General features: G+C 37.8%; 13 protein-coding genes. 8 read left to right on the top strand and 5 right to left on the bottom strand.

Annotated features, from left to right (window positions below; genetic code table 11):
* Positions 1 to 3: 3 nt before the first annotated feature.
* Entirely contained in the window at positions 4 to 759 is a 756-nt protein-coding gene (locus tag ACSHXM_RS08175) for an SDR family NAD(P)-dependent oxidoreductase (protein WP_435688282.1), read from the top strand.
* An 8-nt stretch (positions 760 to 767) separates the two neighbouring features.
* A complete protein-coding gene (locus ACSHXM_RS08170) occupies positions 768 to 1652 on the top strand; it encodes an amidohydrolase family protein (RefSeq protein WP_435688260.1) in 885 nt (294 codons plus the stop codon).
* Here ACSHXM_RS08170 and ACSHXM_RS08165 read toward each other — a convergent pair.
* Positions 1635 to 2249 (bottom strand): outer membrane beta-barrel protein, encoded by a 615-nt coding sequence (locus ACSHXM_RS08165; protein ID WP_435688259.1) that lies wholly within the window; start codon positions 2247 to 2249, stop codon positions 1635 to 1637. The genes ACSHXM_RS08170 and ACSHXM_RS08165 overlap by 18 nt on opposite strands.
* Positions 2250 to 2478: 229 nt before the next feature.
* Here ACSHXM_RS08165 and ACSHXM_RS08160 point away from each other — a divergent pair, with 229 nt between their 5' ends.
* Genes ACSHXM_RS08160 through fghA form a run of 3 tightly spaced genes read left to right on the top strand, consistent with a single transcriptional unit; the run spans position 2479 to position 4944 of the window.
* Positions 2479 to 2922 (top strand): hypothetical protein, encoded by a 444-nt coding sequence (locus tag ACSHXM_RS08160; RefSeq protein ID WP_435688258.1) that lies wholly within the window; start codon positions 2479 to 2481, stop codon positions 2920 to 2922.
* A 46-nt stretch (positions 2923 to 2968) separates the two neighbouring features.
* Entirely contained in the window at positions 2969 to 4087 is a 1119-nt protein-coding gene (locus tag ACSHXM_RS08155; RefSeq protein WP_435688257.1) for an S-(hydroxymethyl)glutathione dehydrogenase/class III alcohol dehydrogenase, read from the top strand.
* The gene (gene fghA / locus ACSHXM_RS08150) at positions 4087 to 4944 is read left to right on the top strand and encodes an S-formylglutathione hydrolase (RefSeq protein ID WP_435688256.1); all 858 of its coding nucleotides are present in this window, start codon (positions 4087 to 4089) and stop codon (positions 4942 to 4944) included. Before ACSHXM_RS08155 ends, fghA begins: the two co-directional genes overlap by 1 nt.
* Positions 4945 to 5052: 108 nt before the next feature.
* On the opposite strand, the gene ACSHXM_RS08145 is transcribed toward fghA, so the two are convergent.
* The 3 genes from ACSHXM_RS08145 to ACSHXM_RS08135 are packed head-to-tail and all read right to left on the bottom strand — an operon-like array spanning position 5053 to position 9458.
* Positions 5053 to 6285, bottom strand: a complete 1233-nt coding sequence (locus tag ACSHXM_RS08145; RefSeq protein WP_435688255.1) for a hypothetical protein — start codon at positions 6283 to 6285, stop codon at positions 5053 to 5055.
* A 52-nt stretch (positions 6286 to 6337) separates the two neighbouring features.
* A complete protein-coding gene (locus ACSHXM_RS08140; protein WP_435688281.1) occupies positions 6338 to 7120 on the bottom strand; it encodes an outer membrane lipoprotein-sorting protein in 783 nt (260 codons plus the stop codon).
* Positions 7121 to 7172: 52 nt separating this feature from the next.
* A complete protein-coding gene (locus ACSHXM_RS08135; protein ID WP_435688254.1) occupies positions 7173 to 9458 on the bottom strand; it encodes an efflux RND transporter permease subunit in 2286 nt (761 codons plus the stop codon).
* A gap of 335 nt (positions 9459 to 9793) precedes the next feature.
* On the opposite strand from ACSHXM_RS08135, the gene ACSHXM_RS08130 reads away from it, so the two are divergent.
* A complete protein-coding gene (locus tag ACSHXM_RS08130; protein WP_435688253.1) occupies positions 9794 to 12049 on the top strand; it encodes an acyl-CoA dehydrogenase in 2256 nt (751 codons plus the stop codon).
* A gap of 77 nt (positions 12050 to 12126) precedes the next feature.
* Here ACSHXM_RS08130 and pssA read toward each other — a convergent pair whose 3' ends face one another.
* Positions 12127 to 12921 (bottom strand): CDP-diacylglycerol--serine O-phosphatidyltransferase, encoded by a 795-nt coding sequence (gene pssA, locus ACSHXM_RS08125; RefSeq protein WP_435688252.1) that lies wholly within the window; start codon positions 12919 to 12921, stop codon positions 12127 to 12129.
* Positions 12922 to 13249: 328 nt separating this feature from the next.
* Between pssA and ACSHXM_RS08120 the strand changes: the two genes are divergently transcribed.
* Together ACSHXM_RS08120 and ACSHXM_RS08115 are read left to right on the top strand one after the other, a co-directional pair.
* The gene (locus ACSHXM_RS08120) at positions 13250 to 14110 is read left to right on the top strand and encodes a hypothetical protein (RefSeq protein WP_435688251.1); all 861 of its coding nucleotides are present in this window, start codon (positions 13250 to 13252) and stop codon (positions 14108 to 14110) included.
* Between the two features lie 118 nt (positions 14111 to 14228).
* Positions 14229 to 16855, top strand: a 2627-nt coding sequence (locus ACSHXM_RS08115; protein ID WP_435688250.1) for a tetratricopeptide repeat protein, incomplete at its 3' end; no start/stop codon positions are given.

Here is a 16855-nt window from a genome sequence, read left to right as displayed (position 1 = left end):
TGTATCGTGACTCAAGAAAACAAACCTGTATGTATCGTCACAGGAGGAAGTTTTGGTATAGGCCAAGCTGTGTGTGAGAAGTTTTTAAGACAGAACTATCAAGTGATAAACTTAGATATTAAACATAACCCTGAACAATCAGACTCTATTAGCTGGAAAACATGCGATATGAGTCAACCCTCACAAGTCATTAAAACGATTCAAGACGTGATAGAACGTTATGGTAGAGTCGACACCTTAGTATCGAATGCGGGTATACATTTTTCAGCAACCATTGAAGACACCTCAGAACAAGACTTTGATCGAGTTTTTAATTTAAACGTAAAAGGTGCCATTGCAGCAACTCAAGCCGTAATACCTCAAATGAAAAATCAAAAATCTGGCGTTATTTTATACATGGCTTCTGAACAAGCTTTGGTTGCTAAACATAATTCATTTGTTTACAACTTATCTAAATCTGCATTGGCTTCTATGGCTAAAACCACTGCCTTAGATTATGCAAAGTTCGGCATTAGAGCGAATGCCATATGCCCTGGCACAGTTGAAACACCTTTGTATCATCAAGCTATTAATAATTATGTCGAAAAATCAGGCGCTGATGCTAAACAGGTACACGCAGAAGAAGCGGCTTTGCAACCTCTTGGCCGACTTGGTAAAGCGGAAGAAGTGGCTGCATTAACCTACTTTTTGGCCAGTGACCAAGCCGAATTTATCACCGGAAGTTTACAGGTAATCGATGGCGGTTATACCGCACAATAACGAATAATATGCCGCTAAAACCAATGGAAATAATTGATCCTCACTTACATTTATTTGACTTAGATAAAGGCGAATACGCTTGGCTACAACCTCAAAACCCACCTTTTTGGCCAGACAAATCAGTTATCGCTAGAAATTTTTCTGAACAGGATTTAGCCCTTAATCAGAGCATTGAATTAGCGGGATTTGTGCATATTGAAGCTGGATTTAATAATCAAACTCCTTGTAGAGAAATTGACTGGTTGGAGGCAAACTGTTCCCTACCTTTCAAAACGGTAGCGTTTGCCGATTTAACCTCGACTCACTTTGTTGAAGATATACAGGAATTAACTAAACGAACCAGTGTGACTGGTATTCGGCATATTTTGGACGAACAGGCTGAAAAAATTCTGTCGGCACAATCAATTTCCAAACGCTTTGCTTTGCTGGCTGAAAAAGAGCTAAATTTTGATTGTCAAATGCCTGTGGTGAATACACATGCTGTCAATTTATTAATAAAGCACGCTAAACAATATCCTAATTTAAAGATAATCATTAACCATGCAGGTTGGCCCCCAGGTATTAATAATCAAGAACAATATAAACCTTGGTTAAAGAATATGGTTAATTTGGCAGAATGCCCAAATATAGCGATTAAGTTATCAGCTTGGGAAATGTTGGACCGCCAATGGAAAGCGAGTTGGTTAAAACAAGTTCTGATTGATTGTATTCAAACCTTTGGTGATTCTAGGGTGATGTTTGCCAGTAACTTTCCACTTTGTTTGTTGACTAAAAGTTATGCTGACCTTTGGCAAAACTACATGGAACTTGTCGACGCGATAAGCGCCGACTACTGGCAAAATATTACGTTTAGTAATGCAGCAAATTGGTACAAATTAGAAGTTGTATCTTAACCCTACTGTAAAGGAGGTATGTTTTAAATTATCGCCGCCTTTTAGATATTCTATTTCACTTCTAAGCATAGTGCGCGCGCCAATAAAATAGTCGAAACCAATACCAAATACAGCAGCAACACCACTATTGTCATAGTCACAAATAGTTGAAATGCTATTATTTTCTGCGGTTATTAAATTGGCTGTCCCCGTATCACAAGAACGTTCACCGGCAAATAAGGTTTGTCCTCGCACATCGGTTTTTAATACACCTAAACGATAAAATAACTCGCCTATATTGCCAGACGCTTTACCCAATATTGATACAAATAATGCATCAGCTTGTAACTTATCATCACCATTTTCAAACTGAGCAGGACTAGGAGTTGTCCCAATAAACAAACTTTCGTTCATCAATTGTTGATACCCTGTTTCAATGTACCACTGAGGATGAATTTGATAACCGATCCCGAGTTTATATCCCATACCATCGGTTTCTTGCTGAGCGTATTCTAACTCCGAAAACCCCAGCGAGAATACTGTGTAGGTTTTCTCTGCAGCACTGACTTGAAAGCCCATCAAACTGGCGGCAACTAACAAACCCAATTTTTTTATCATTATCTTGTTATCCATGTCATTTTAAAACTCGCCCTAACAATGCAAAAGGCATAATAGATTGCTCTACTATACAAATTAATTTGCAATTTAATAGTGCCTTTTCTATGCCTAAGTATAAACCAAAACATTTTTTAATAATGGTAATTAGATTAATTACTTGTCAGCAATTGCCATAGGCTTAAACGATCTTTAGTATTGAGCCAAATAATGAATAGTGAAAGGTCTGCACTTGTTAATTCAGCGATTTATTTTAGCCTTTGTTACATCAGTATTGATCTGTGCGTGTGCTAATTCACCTCCCCCTCCAATAATGACAAACGAAAGATTTGAATCTAGGATTAACCCCCAAGGCGAAACTGAGTTTGTTTATGGACTGTCTTGGCGAAAAACATCAAGAGAATCTTTAATTGCCGGTAGAGATGAAGAGTTATTCTCTACAAATTCTAAAAAGCAAAGTAAAGGAAAAGGCAAAAAAAACAGCCCACAACGCAATAATCAGCCTTCAATGTTTAACATACAAGCTAACAATAAAACAAAACTAGAATTGGAAGATAAAGCCGCTGCCAGTTTGAATAAAAGAATAACAAAAGAAAAACTCTGCGCTAATGGTTACGAAATAAATAAGGTAATTTGGAAGTCAGATAACCTGCGTTTGTTAGGCGCTTGCAATTAATGACCCATTACCCCTAATTTAGATTTATATACAAGGAATAAAAATTGTGAACTCAATTAAAACTAGAGCAGCTGTCGCTTGGGCAGCCGGCGAACCACTTAAAATTGAAGAAGTGGATTTAGCCCCACCACAAAAAGGTGAGGTATTAGTTCGTATCGTTGCAACAGGTGTGTGTCATACGGATGCATATACGTTATCAGGTGATGACCCAGAAGGTTTGTTTCCGGCTATTTTAGGTCATGAAGGAGCTGGCATAGTTGAAGCAGTAGGCGAAGGCGTTAGCTTAGTCGAAGTTGGCGATCACGTTATCCCTCTATACACGCCTGAATGTGGAAAATGTAAATTTTGCTTGTCGGGAAAAACTAACCTTTGCCAAGCCATTCGAAGCACCCAGGGGCAAGGTGTCATGCCTGACGGAACCAGTCGTTTCTCAATAAATGGTCAGCCAATTTATCATTATATGGGCACCTCCACGTTTGCTGAACATACCGTTGTACCAGAAATTGCATTAGCTAAAATACCTAAAGACGCACCATTAGAAAAAGTGTGTTTGTTAGGGTGTGGTGTAACAACTGGCATGGGAGCGGTGACCAATGCCGCTAAAGTACTACCTGGCGATACAGTGGCAGTATTTGGTTTAGGAGGTATTGGTTTATCTGTATTGATCGGCGCTAAGATGGCCAAAGCTGGACGAATTATTGCAATTGATATAAACGAAGACAAATTTGCTACAGCCAAAGAATTAGGCGCGACTGATGTCATTAACCCTAAGAATTTCGATAAACCGATTCAAGAGGTTATTGTTGATATGACCGAAGGCGGCGTTGATTATTCTTTTGAATGTATTGGCAACGTGAACGTCATGCGTTCTGCTCTAGAGTGTTGTCATAAAGGTTGGGGGGAATCGGTTATTATTGGCGTAGCAGGTTCTGGTCAAGAAATATCAACTCGTCCATTTCAACTAGTAACTGGACGAGTATGGCGTGGCACGGCATTTGGTGGTGTAAAAGGTCGTAGTCAATTGCCAGATTATGTTCAACGATATATGGATGGCGAATTTGAGCTTGATACGTTTATTACTCACACCATGCCATTAGAAGACATTAACTCGGCTTTTGATTTAATGCATGAAGGTAAATCGATTCGCACTGTGGTGCACTTTTAATGCCTGCTTCCACAGAGCTTGCAGAACTAAGTGCTAACAAATGTTTTGGAGGCTGGCAAAAAAAGTATAGTCATAAATCAGAAGTATTAGATTGCGAAATGCAATTCAGTGTTTTTATTCCACCAACCTTGTCTCCGGACACAAAACTTCCAGCGTTATATTGGCTAAGTGGATTAACCTGTACTGACGAAAACTTTGCCACCAAAGCAGGTGCTCAACGCGTAGCCGCTGAGCTAGGTATCATGTTGATCATGCCTGATACCAGTCCTAGAGGTGAAAAAGTGCCCGATGCCGCTGACGCAGCCTATGATTTGGGTTTGGGTGCTAGTTTTTATGTCAATGCGACTGAAGAGCCATGGAAACATCATTATCAAATGTATGACTACATTGTGGATGAATTACCTTCTTTGATAAGCAAAGAATTCAGAGTCAAAGAAAAGGCTGCTATTGCGGGCCATTCCATGGGAGGCCATGGAGCGCTCATGATTGCACTATCAAACATTAAGCGTTTTTGTTCTGTATCGGCCTTTGCTCCGATTGTTAATCCTTCAGACTGCCAATGGGGACAGAAAGCTTTTAGTCACTATTTAGGTGAGAATAAAAACAATTGGGCAGACTACGATAGTTGTGCCTTAATGCGTCAACAAGGCAAATTTTTGCACATCCCAATGTTAGTTGATCAAGGTTTAGATGATAATTTTTATCATGCTCAAAAGCTCACTAAACCGCTGGAAGATGTAGCCAACGAAATTGGATATAAAGCTGAATTTAGATATCACTCTGGATATGATCATAGCTACTTTTTTATCAGTAGCTTGATTGAGGAACACCTAAGGTTTCACGCTAAGTATTTATAGCCAAAATCTGTTTAGGCTTTAAAATAAACAAAAAAGGAGATGTCTATGACATCTCCTTTAAATTATTTAATAAGAGTTAAACCTAGATTAGGCTTGCACTCAGCCAGCTTAATAATAGTACTCTAAACTAAATTGAATATAATCATCTCTTCTTAATAAGTGCGTGGCTTCTGTTGGTTCGTCACTTGAGAAGAACCAAGCATCTAATCGCCATTTCCAATTATCATTCAAACGACTTGAAGCCTCGACAAATCCAGACCTAACATTTGAATAATCAAGATCTTGTACAAAGCCCATCAAAATTTCAGTACCGTCAATATCATTAAAAACCAAACGAGAACCTATCATAAGGTCATTTTGAGCCACACTCGTCGCTAATTCTTTACGGTCATCATATTGATATTCCATCAATAAATTAATGTCATAAACACTATCAAATAGACCAACATAAGAATATTCAAACCCAGCCACAGCAGCAAAGTAATCTTGTTGTTCATAAGATACTGGGATGCCGTCAATGATAAAGATACGATCCTGCTCAAAAAGGTTTCTTTGTATACCTTCAAACTTAACTATCCAGCCGCCTAATAATGCTAAAACATCAATACCTGTTTGTTGCATTTGAGGATAGAGAGGTCGAACACTTAGCTCGCCATTATTATCAGGTAAAACCACAAACGTAGGCTCTCTAGAGGTTCCATCGAAATAGGACAAACCCACTTCCCAATCACCAATTGAACGTTGCCACCTAGCCGCCCAATCTACATTTGTTTCTTCATCATCGGATTCAAAAATCGGATTGTCAGTATCAACGGGTAAAGGTGCTCTAAACCGTCCATCTACACCGGAGAAAGTTCTTTCTCTGAAATAAGGTAAAACGAACAACGTGGTATTTCCCCAATCTTTAAATAAGGAAACAGATACCATGGGTTGACCTAATTTATCTTCACCATCAACAGCCTCTATAGCATCGGTTTGGTTTATCACATCAACTAGATGTAACGATTCTGCTTGTCCCCAGAACACTTTGCCAATACCTGCTTGTACTTCCCATTCGTTGCCACTGTGAGTCCATTTAAATTCTCTGATGTCACCGTGTGTACGTTCACTATCTTGTTGATCGACTCGGAAATACCCTTTAAATAGAAAACTATCTGCCCCCTCATTAAAAGAGGAATATATTTCAGGTGAAAAATAAGCAGAGATATTGCTTCTTTTTTGTTCGGGATATAATGAATCTTGTAAAAAATATCGTTGCTCAACACCCGCATTTCCACTGTATTGAAACTCTGCAAGTGCCAGACTAGGAACAAGCGCGATAAGTGATAGTAGTTTTTTCAATTTTTTTCCTTGTAGGCCAATAATGTGTCAAATGGTTAATACTCAATAATTTCTATCTTCTGTTTTTCAAACTACCTTGGTTAAAATCGCTTTCTTTTAAACCCGTTTTGAATGCTAATTCATGAGTAATTAGGTCGGTACTTTTTCCGTTTTGGTCGTTAAACATTTCTACTCGCATAGGCCGCCAATATTTATCTAAATATAATTCATATTCCTGATAGATTAGCTCCTTCAGAAAACTCTTTTTACGATCATAAAATTCTATTTTAAGAGCTCTATAGTGTTTTTTATCTACCCAAACAACTTGCTTGGTGTAACCTGAATTCTTGTCCGTTGGCACTTGTTCTAGTACAAAACAATTTTGCTCTTCAAATTTTTCGTCTCTCAGGTATTTAAATTTAAATTTTTCAATCTCAAATGAGTTCATATCTTCAAAAGAAAATTCACTTCCCATAAAAGGACCTGATTTATTTTTTGAACGAATACGTTTTACTTTACTTAACTTAGGTAAATACATCCATTGGTCATCAGGCTTTGTGGCATGGGAATAGCTTAAAAACACGGTGCCTTTAACATCGAGAGGTTGATCAAATATAGTTATCGCTTTATCACCATCGTCTTGCATTTCTAAAGATTTCATGCGCATTTTTCGTTCAACTTCGGAACCTTTGGCATTTCTCAAAACCATGCTCATTTCGGCCACACTATCTCCCCAGCCTAAATCTCTCTTTTTGCGCTCCTTAGCGATTTCCAATCCTTTTTCTGCTGGAGACTGAGCATGCGCGAAACCAAACGTAAGGGCAAAAATTAATGCCGAGAATGAAACACTAAACATCCACTTAGGCACTACCAAACCAATTAAATTTGTTTGTTTCATTTGATTATTCCTACTTATTTTTTTTATCAAAAATCATTAAAAAAGGTGGCAAAAACAAGAAGTCGACTGCCAGAGCCACTAAAATAATGATGCCAGTTAACATGCCCATTTCTGAGTTTAAAGCAAATGGTGACAGCATCAGTATAGAAAATCCAGTCGCCAAGACTAATGTAGTGATCCATAAAGCTCGACCCACACTTGCAAAGGCATAACGTACACTTTGCTCTGCATTTTTTCCTTCTGTGCGCGCGTAACGATACTTACTTAAAAAATGCACCGTATCATCCACAATGATGCCTAATGTCATACTTAAAACGATAGATAAACCTAAATTAACTTGTCCGGAATAAATTCCCCAAATCCCGAATCCGATACAAGCAGGTAATAAATTCGGTAATAAACTAATTAACCCCATTTTAAAGGACTTTAATGCAAATATTAATAATCCAGAAATGAGTAATAAAGCGATAACAGTCCCTTCCAACATACTGGCCATATTCATTTCACTAATATGTGCAAACATTAACCCTGGGCTAGCTGCTGTTAATGTTAATCCTGATGTGTTGTTTGTAAACCATGTTTGGGATCTTGTTTCTAGCGCAGTGAGCTCTTTACTCCCTAGATTTTTCACCAGAACCATAACCCGTGTGGCTGATTTATTCATATCGAGTTGGTTATTCACATCTAAACCATAAGGTAAGGACATTTCATACAAAAGCATAAATTGAGCGGCCATTTCTCGGTCATTTGGCAGTGCATAAAATTGGTTGTTGTCTTCATGCATATTTTTATTCAGACGTTTATACGTATCAGTAATTGTAGATACATGGTCAACTTCAGGTTGCTGTTGAAGCCATGTGGAGAACTGTTCAACATATTGCAGCGTTTCAGGTCGATTCACCCCAGAATCTTCATTCGTATAAATAGCAAAATCGATGCTTGTCATGCCACTGATATGCTTTTCTTGAAATTCGGTAGCTTGTCTAAATGGAGTGCTTTCATCAAAGTAGTCTGTTGGAATATCATCTAAATTGTTCTTGAATGAAAAACCAATAGCTAAACAAGTGACAATAATTGTAAAAGGTAAAATTTGCTTATGACGAGCAATAACCCATTCGCCAAATCTTTCAATAGCCCCTAATTCATCAGTTTTCTCTTGTTGAACGACTTTTATAGGCAACAGCATTATCATAGCGGGCAATAATGTTAGTGAAAATATACAGGCGAATATAACGCCAACTGCGGTCATATTGCCTAAGTCAGCCAAAATAGGCACGGCTGCAAAGTTTAAAGTTAAGAAGCCAACTCCAGTTGTCACACTGGTAATTAAAATAGGCATCCAATTTAGTTTAAGGCTATATTCTAGGGCCTCTTTTTTATCTTTTCCTTGGCGCATTGCATACAGCATAGATGAAATAACATGCACACAATCAGCAACTGCTAACGTCATCACCATTGTGGGTACATTTACCGTTGCAGTACTTAGAAATAAACCAAACCACCCTGCCATACCCATGGTCGCAGCGATACTTGATACGATAATGATTAGCGTAGTAATAGTGCCAGTAAAAGTACGCAGTAAAATCCATAGGATAATAACGATTGCAAGAAACATAAGTGGAACAATGCTTTGAAAGTCGTTTTTTGCAAAAGAAGAAAAGGAATAATTCATAAACACCATGCCGGTATGGTGGAATTCATGATCTGGGTACTTCGTTTTAAACTCTGAAGTCATCGATGTGACAAATTCAGCAATACTGGTGACCTCTGGTGTTTGATCACCTTCAGGTAAGTTAACCGCGATATTGATGACCGCAACGTGACCTTTAGCAGAAACCAACCTGTTGACTAAATTAGGCTCACTTAAAGCCACTTTCCTAATTCGTTCCAACTCTTTAGCGTCAAGTAAACTGATGTCTTCCACTAAATCTTCAACGATTAGATCATCGTATTCAGCCCAAGTATGTTGGAAGTTACTTAAAGAATCTATCCGACTAGAAAAAGGCGTTTGTTCAGCAGCTTCAGTGAGAGACTTTATTAGAGATAAAGTTTTAACTGAAAATACATTATCTGACTTTGGCGCAATGATGATACTCACACCATCGTTTTTGCTGAAGATATCTTGCATTTTCTCGAACGCAACTAATTGAGGGTTGTTGTCCTCAAAAAAGACTTTGTAGTCACCTCTAAAATACAAGTTTTTGGCGCCAAAGGTAGCTGATAAGACGACGAGTAAACCTATAAATAAAACAGTTTTAGGACTTCTAACAGCGTAACTCAACCAATGTTCACTCACTACACGCTCCATATATTTTGAGATATTAAGGAATCAATTACCCCTTGATATTAGGTTTAAGTTTATACCCAATTACTGGTAAATAATATCCACTTCACCTATAAGTATTGAGTCAGTAATGATTAATTTAGCCTCTTATAGCGTATTTCACCAATATGATTAAATAGCTAAACAAAATAATCGAATCTAAGTTATCTCACTGATATCTATAATTAATTAACCGGTAAATTGTAGCAATACTCAACATAAAATTAACAAAAATGGCAAAGAACTTTGATCTCTGGGCAAAAATAAGTATTATACAATCAACTGGTCAGATGAGCGGATGAGAGAAAATGAGCATTAGAACGAGCCTTAAAAAAGTATTACCACCCATTTCTATTACAGAACAAGAAGCCTTAGAAGCTGGAGACGTATGGTTAGAATCGTCTATTTATCGTGGCAAACCAGACATGAACGCACTAAGAGAGATCCCCAAAGCTAGCTTTAGTCCTGAAGAACAAGCTTTCATAGATGGCCCTCTTACAGAGTTATTGGGTATGATTGATGATTTCGAATTACACAACGGCATACATGTACCAAAAGAAATCCTAGACTTTTTGAGTGTTAACAAGTTTTTTGCGTTGATTATTCCCAAGAAATTTGGCGGACTCGAATTTTCTGCCTATGCAAACTCTACTATAGTTGCCACCATTGCCATTAAAAGTAGCGCAACGGCAGTCACTGTGATGGTACCTAACTCATTAGGTCCGGGTGAACTTCTTATGCATTACGGCACCCCTGAACAACAGCAACAATGGTTACCTAACCTATCAATTGGTAAAGATATTCCTTGTTTCGCATTAACTAGCCCAGAGGCGGGCTCTGATGCTGGTGCCATTCCTGATGCAGGAATTGTGACCAAGGGAACCTGGGAAGGTAAAGAAGTTGTTGGTTTGTCAGTGTCTTGGGACAAACGATATATCACTCTAGCCCCAATAGCGACTGTGCTAGGCTTGGCATTTAAAGTATTTGATCCGGATAACTTATTAGGAGATAAACTCGAATTAGGCATCACCTGTGCGTTAATTCCTAAATCACACCCAGGTGTAGAATTAGGTAATCGCCATGATCCTATGGGCTCTCGTTTTTACAATGGTACTACTCGCGGTAATGAAGTGTTTATTCCAATGGACTTCATCATTGGTGGCCAGAAAAATATTGGCCGTGGTTGGCAAATGTTGGTTAGCTGCCTGGGTGCTGGCAGGGGCATCTCTTTACCGGCAATGGGTACAGCGTCAGCCCAATCTTCACTTCGATCAACAGCTGAATATTCGTTTGTACGTGAACAATTTGGCGTGCCAATTGGCCGTTTTGAAGGTATTCAAGAAAAACTCGCTGATATGGCTGGTAAGACTTTTGTAACAGAAGCGATGCGTGTATTGACCACTGAAGGCCTTGGGCTCGATCTAAAACCGTCAGTTGTAACGGCTATGGCCAAGTATCATATGACCGAATTAGGTCGTGAAGTAAATAGTATGGCCATGGATATACAAGCAGGTAAAGCAATTCAGAGAGGTCCTCAAAATACTTTAGCCAATGGTTATATGTCTCAACCTATCGGTATTACGGTGGAGGGCGCAAATATACTAACCCGTAGTTTGATGATATTTGGTCAAGGCACTATGCGTTGTCACCCCTATTTAAAAGAGATGGTAGACCTAATTCACAGCCAAGATAAATCAGCAGACGCCGATTTTAACAAGGTATTAGGAAAAACAATCGCATTCAGTGTAAAAAATGCCTTTCGCAGTATTTTTAAAAGTTACTTACCCTTTACCCGTGGTGCTAAATCTAGCTTACCTGAAGTACGCAAATATGAAAAACGCATGAATGCATTGTCAGCTAAGTTAGCTCCTTTAGCAGATTTATCACTATTAGTTTTAGGTGGTGATTTGAAAAAAGCAGAAATGTTATCAGCTAGATTAGGTGATGTAATGAGTTACTTGTATGCATCTATGGCTGTTGTGCGTTTTTATGAACAAAAAGTATCGAATAGAAACGAAGCCAAACCATTCTTTGAGTACGCCATTCAATGGTGTTTACAACAAGGTGAACAAGCTTTAGTTGACTTTATAGACAACTTCCCAAGTACACCTGCTCGTGGACTGATGCGTTTTCAAACAAACACTTACACTCGTTCTGTAAAATCTATTTCAGATGAATTAAAGCAAGAGTTGTCTACTGCGACTATGCAACCTAGTTCAATTATGGCTGAATTAACCCACTTAGTTAAACCTGTTAAAGGTGACGGTAATGACATTAATAACCAAGCTTTCTTGGCCAAACATAAAGTCATGCCTCAACTTAAGAAGATCCAAAAGGCATTACGTAACACACCTGTAGTCCCTTACATTTCTTTTGAACATGCGGTTGGTAAGTTACAAGAAGCTGGGGTAATTACTAATGAAGATGTAGCTTTAGTGATTGATTACAATGATAAACGTAAACTCGCAGTGCGGGTTGATGAATTTACCTTCGATTTGGAACTATTAGACGCTAACCAAGAGTTGGTTTCAGCAAAAGATGCTCCTAAGGTAAATGCCGCCTAATGTAAGTTTAATTTTAGATATTAAAAAAGGCCGGTATGGATAATCCATATCGGCCTTTTGTTTTGTCAATTTGTTAATTAGCTATTATTTTTATCTTGTTCAGATTCACTTTTGTTAAAGTCAGCGTCATTCTCATCTGCGTCACCAACCACGTGTTCTAACTTAACCTTTTCTACCGTTCTGAATGTATTGATTGGACCGGCCAGCGCATAAAGAGCAAACACAATAAACAACACCAACGCTGGCTCAGTAGCCACCACGACAAACACAAGCATAATCAACAACAATGCGACAAAAGGCACTTTACCGCTGAGGTTTATTTCTTTAAAAGAATTATATTTAAAATTGCTGACCATTAACAAACCGGCAATACCTGTAATCAGGGCAACAATAATCCCATAATCATTCCCATCAACGTCATATTCGACTCCAACCCATATCAAGCCGGCGACCAAAGCAGCAGCGGCAGGGCTTGCTAACCCTTGAAAGTATCGATTATCAGCTATGCCTACCTGGGTATTGAATCTAGCTAATCTTAACGCAGCACCTGCAACATAGATAAATGCAGCAAGCCATCCAATCTTGCCAAGTCCAGACAAGCCCCAATTATAAGCCACTAATGCAGGAGCAACCCCAAACGAGACCATGTCAGCCATGGAATCATATTCAGCGCCAAATTCACTTTGTGTATTAGTCATTCGCGCAACTCGGCCATCTAACCCATCAAAGATCATAGCCACAAAAATGGCCACAGCGGCTGCTTCAAAACGACCATTCATAGAAGAAACCACGGCAAAAAAACCAGAAAATAAACCGGCCGTAGTCAAAAGGTTGGGTAAAAGGTAAATGCCTCTGTGTTTTTGTTCGGTCATGTAGATGGTTACTCTGATAAAAACTAAGTTATTTTACTTAGTTTATCTTGTTTCATTTCAATTAACATAGAAATGATTTCTCAAATCAGCGGAAGTACATCATTTACGTAATTTTTTAAGTGATTCTTCCTAACTAAATCCACTTGGAAAATTAATTGCCCCAAATTAGTTACACTTACCAGTTACAGTGTCCGTTTTTTTTACAATTATAATAAAAACACCTCACACAAAAACCGCAACATACTGTAATACATCGATTTTTTATTTGTGGCTCAATAATTGCTTTACCTGCTCACAGAAAAGCTTAATTATTGTAGTAGGAAGCAAAATGAACAAAGCCACTAAATTATTATCTATATTAATTACATCTGCATTTGTATCGCAAGTTAACGCAGCTGTGACAGTTATTGATTTTGACAAACCTAGTATTGAACATGGAACTATTGTTGATAATGAATATGCGTCGCAAGGAGTAACAATTAGTAGTCTTAATTATAATAGTCCTAACAGTGGTGGTAATGCTTGGGATCAGAATAAAAACGACAATATTGTGGACATGCAGGTTGCTTTTGATACTACATCCACAGGTAATTCGGATCTCGATTTACAATACACTGCTCCAGGATATGCGAATGGTTACACAGCCTTAGAAATAGATGGTAAGACCTATGGCAATCAAAATAACCCAGGAAATGTGCTGATATTACAAAATGCTCAGCAACTAGAAGGGTGTGACAGTGGCATAAAATGTACTACACCTAACGATGAAGCAGGCACAAATGCCGCGGGTTATTTTGAGTTTCATTTCGATTCACTCGTTGACATCATTAGTTTAGATACCTTTGACGTTGAAGATAATGGTGAATTTATTATTCAATTTTTCGCAAATGGTTCACTTGTCGAATCGAGAGTAGAATCAACAAAGAACGTAGGGGATAATGTTCCTTTAGCAAACCCAATTCCAGATTATACTGTTCAAGCAGGTGAAAACACTTTGCTTACTATGGGAGACGGAGAGTTTGTCAGACAAATGCTGAACGTTGTTGGTATCGATATGATGAGAGTTCAATTACCAGGCTCTGGTGCCATCGATAATTTGGCCTTTAGAACAAAAGACGTTCCAGCTCCTGCTACCTTGAGCTTATTGGCATTGTCTCTATTATTTGTTGCAAGGCGCGCAAAAAAATAAAAAGATTAAACTAATTACCAACTGAAAGCGGCTTCGGCCGCTTTTTTGTTATTTAAAAGAAAGACCTAGGTTGATATGATGTAAGTCAACTTGTGTTTACCGTGATAATTATCTCTAGATGCTCAGCTCTAAAAACAACTTATTATTTGTAATTCTTAGCCTCATCGCTTTTAATCTAGCCGCCCAGTCAAGTTCTCATTATGAAAAAGCACTCAAATCATATGAAGAGAGTAATTTTGACGAATCTTATATTCACCTTAAAAATGCTTTGCAAGATAACCCATCGGATCTAGCCGCTAAAATATTGATGGGTGAAGTGTTATTAAGTAATGGCTATTTTAATGAGGCGCTAGTTGAATTAGAAGAAGCGTTACTCCAGGGCGCAGATCCAAATTTAGTCATTAAAAATTATGGTAAATCTCTAGTTTTAAATAAAAAGTTCAACGACATTTTATTGTTAAGTTTAGAAGGATTAAATAAAAAAAACCAATTCGAAGTACATGTATTAAAAGCAACCGCTTACGCTAGTTTAGATGACCAGTTCAATGCTGAGAAAAGTTATCTACTTGCCCAGTCTTTAGAGCCTAACGATATTAGAACGATTAACAGTTTAATTATTTTATATCTCAAGCAAAATAACCTAGTAAAGAGTAAAGAATTTTTAGACTTATCATTCAAACTAAATGACAAACATGCAGGAACATGGAGATTAAAAGGCTTAATTGAAAAGCAGCAAAATCAAACTGCTCAAGCAATGATTTCTTTCGAAAAGGCCTATAACCTAAATCAACAAGACCCCTTTGTTTTAAGGGCATACGCAGATGCTCTATGGCAAGCTAAAAGAGTGGAAGAAGCCGAAGTAGTCCTCAATAAAATACTTAAACAAACACCTGATGACCCCTACGTTAAACTCCTACTAAGCCAAGTCTTAACAATTTCAGACAAGTCTAAAGAAGCGCAAGCCCTTTTAAATAACCTTTCTGAAGAGTTGACTGTGCTTGAAAGTACCAACTCCACATCGAACTTAGCGTTACGATTCGCTAGCGGCATGACAGCATACTTAAGTAATAACTATGAACAAGCGTTAGCCGATATTACTTTTTATGTAAATAACTCTGAACAAAACATCAATACCTTAAGCGTACTTGTTGATATCAATTTAAAACTTAAGAAACAACGTGATGCATTAAAACTACTTGAATCTAATGAAAGCCTAGTCATTCAAAATTTAGATATAGCTTTGGTGTTGTGTGACCTATACCTCAATTCTAATCGAGCTTTTAAATGTGAATCCTTAAGCAATACGTTAAAAGAAACTTATCCTAACAAGGCAAAGGTTGACTTTATCAGGGCCAAAACACTTGTTGCTAGAGATAAACCTGCTCAAGCCATTGAAGTATTAAAATCCATATCCGATCCAATATTTCAAAACCAACGGCAACTTGCTATCGCTCACTTGTTGTTTCAAATGAAAAATTTTGCAGAATCTCATGCTATTGCTAAATCTTTACTAATTGACTTACCTGATGATATTGATGTACTCGACCTAAACGTTGCGTTATTAATAAAGCAACAAGATTCGCAACAAGCTCAAACTTTGGTTGATAAAATATTATCCATTAACCCTGAACATGTCGCAGCTTTATACAATCACGCAAATATACTTGGAGCGCAGGGCCATTACGAGCAAGCTTTAAACATTATGCAAAAGTTAGAAAAGGCCAACTCTTTACAGGCGGGCTCGTACATACTTTATGCCAACCTTTTAGCTTCTAATAATAACGTTGCAGCTGCAATTGAAAAACTAAAATTTGCTTCCAAGTTAGATGATTCATCAGTGCCCATTTCTGAAAAGTTAATTGAACTATACATTCAAGCAGAAGATTACAAAAAAGCCCTTTGGGAAATTGAATTATACTCCAGAAAAACCTTTTCCGACGAGAAGTATACCTTCACTAAAGCTGAATTAATGTACCAATTAGGTCAAGTGGAGGAGTCTAAGAACGTATTAAGTAGTCAATATGACAAATGGGAAAATAGCAGTGATAAACTTATTGAGCTGAGCCGAATTCAATTAAAATTGAAAGATAATACTGGCGGAGAAAAAACGCTACTGCAAGTACTTAAGTTACATAAAAACGCCCACTTACCAGCATTATTAGCGTTAACTAACTTATACGCCAACGCTAATAAGACTGATTTAGCGAATAAATATTTAACCATAGCCAACAAACTTTATCCCAAAAAACCTTCGGTATTAGTTGCATTAGGAAAATTAGAGATTCAACTTGGGAAATATAACGAAGCCAGTGTCCGACTTTGGAACGTGTTAAACATTGACCAAGATTATGTGCCGGCATATGGCCAATTATATCAATTAAGTAATAAAGGGGTTGGTACCGAAAGGTTTATCAAACGTCTAAATGCTAGCCTTGAAAAATCGCCTGACAACCACCTTTTTAGAAATTTATTAGCTGACACCTATCTACAGAATGGATTCAATGAAGAAGCGTTTTCACAATATAAGATTCTCTCAGAAGTGGAAAATTACGCTAATTTAGCGCCTGTATTAAATAATCTAGCTTTTCTAACAATTGATGCTGACTTAGGTAAAGCATTAAGTTTGGTTGAACGAGGTTTAGGTTTAGCGGCAAATTCTGTAAGTCTAATTGACACTAAAGGGTGGATTTTAGCGCTACAAGGAAATTACTCAGAAGCGCTTGAGCTACTTAGACAAGCCTATTC

This window comes from Paraglaciecola sp., from assembly GCF_051252315.1.
In the GTDB taxonomy this organism is placed as follows: domain Bacteria; phylum Pseudomonadota; class Gammaproteobacteria; order Enterobacterales; family Alteromonadaceae; genus Paraglaciecola.
The sequence above is the reverse complement of the archived record's forward strand: the minus strand, read 5'-3'. Positions and strand labels throughout refer to the sequence as shown.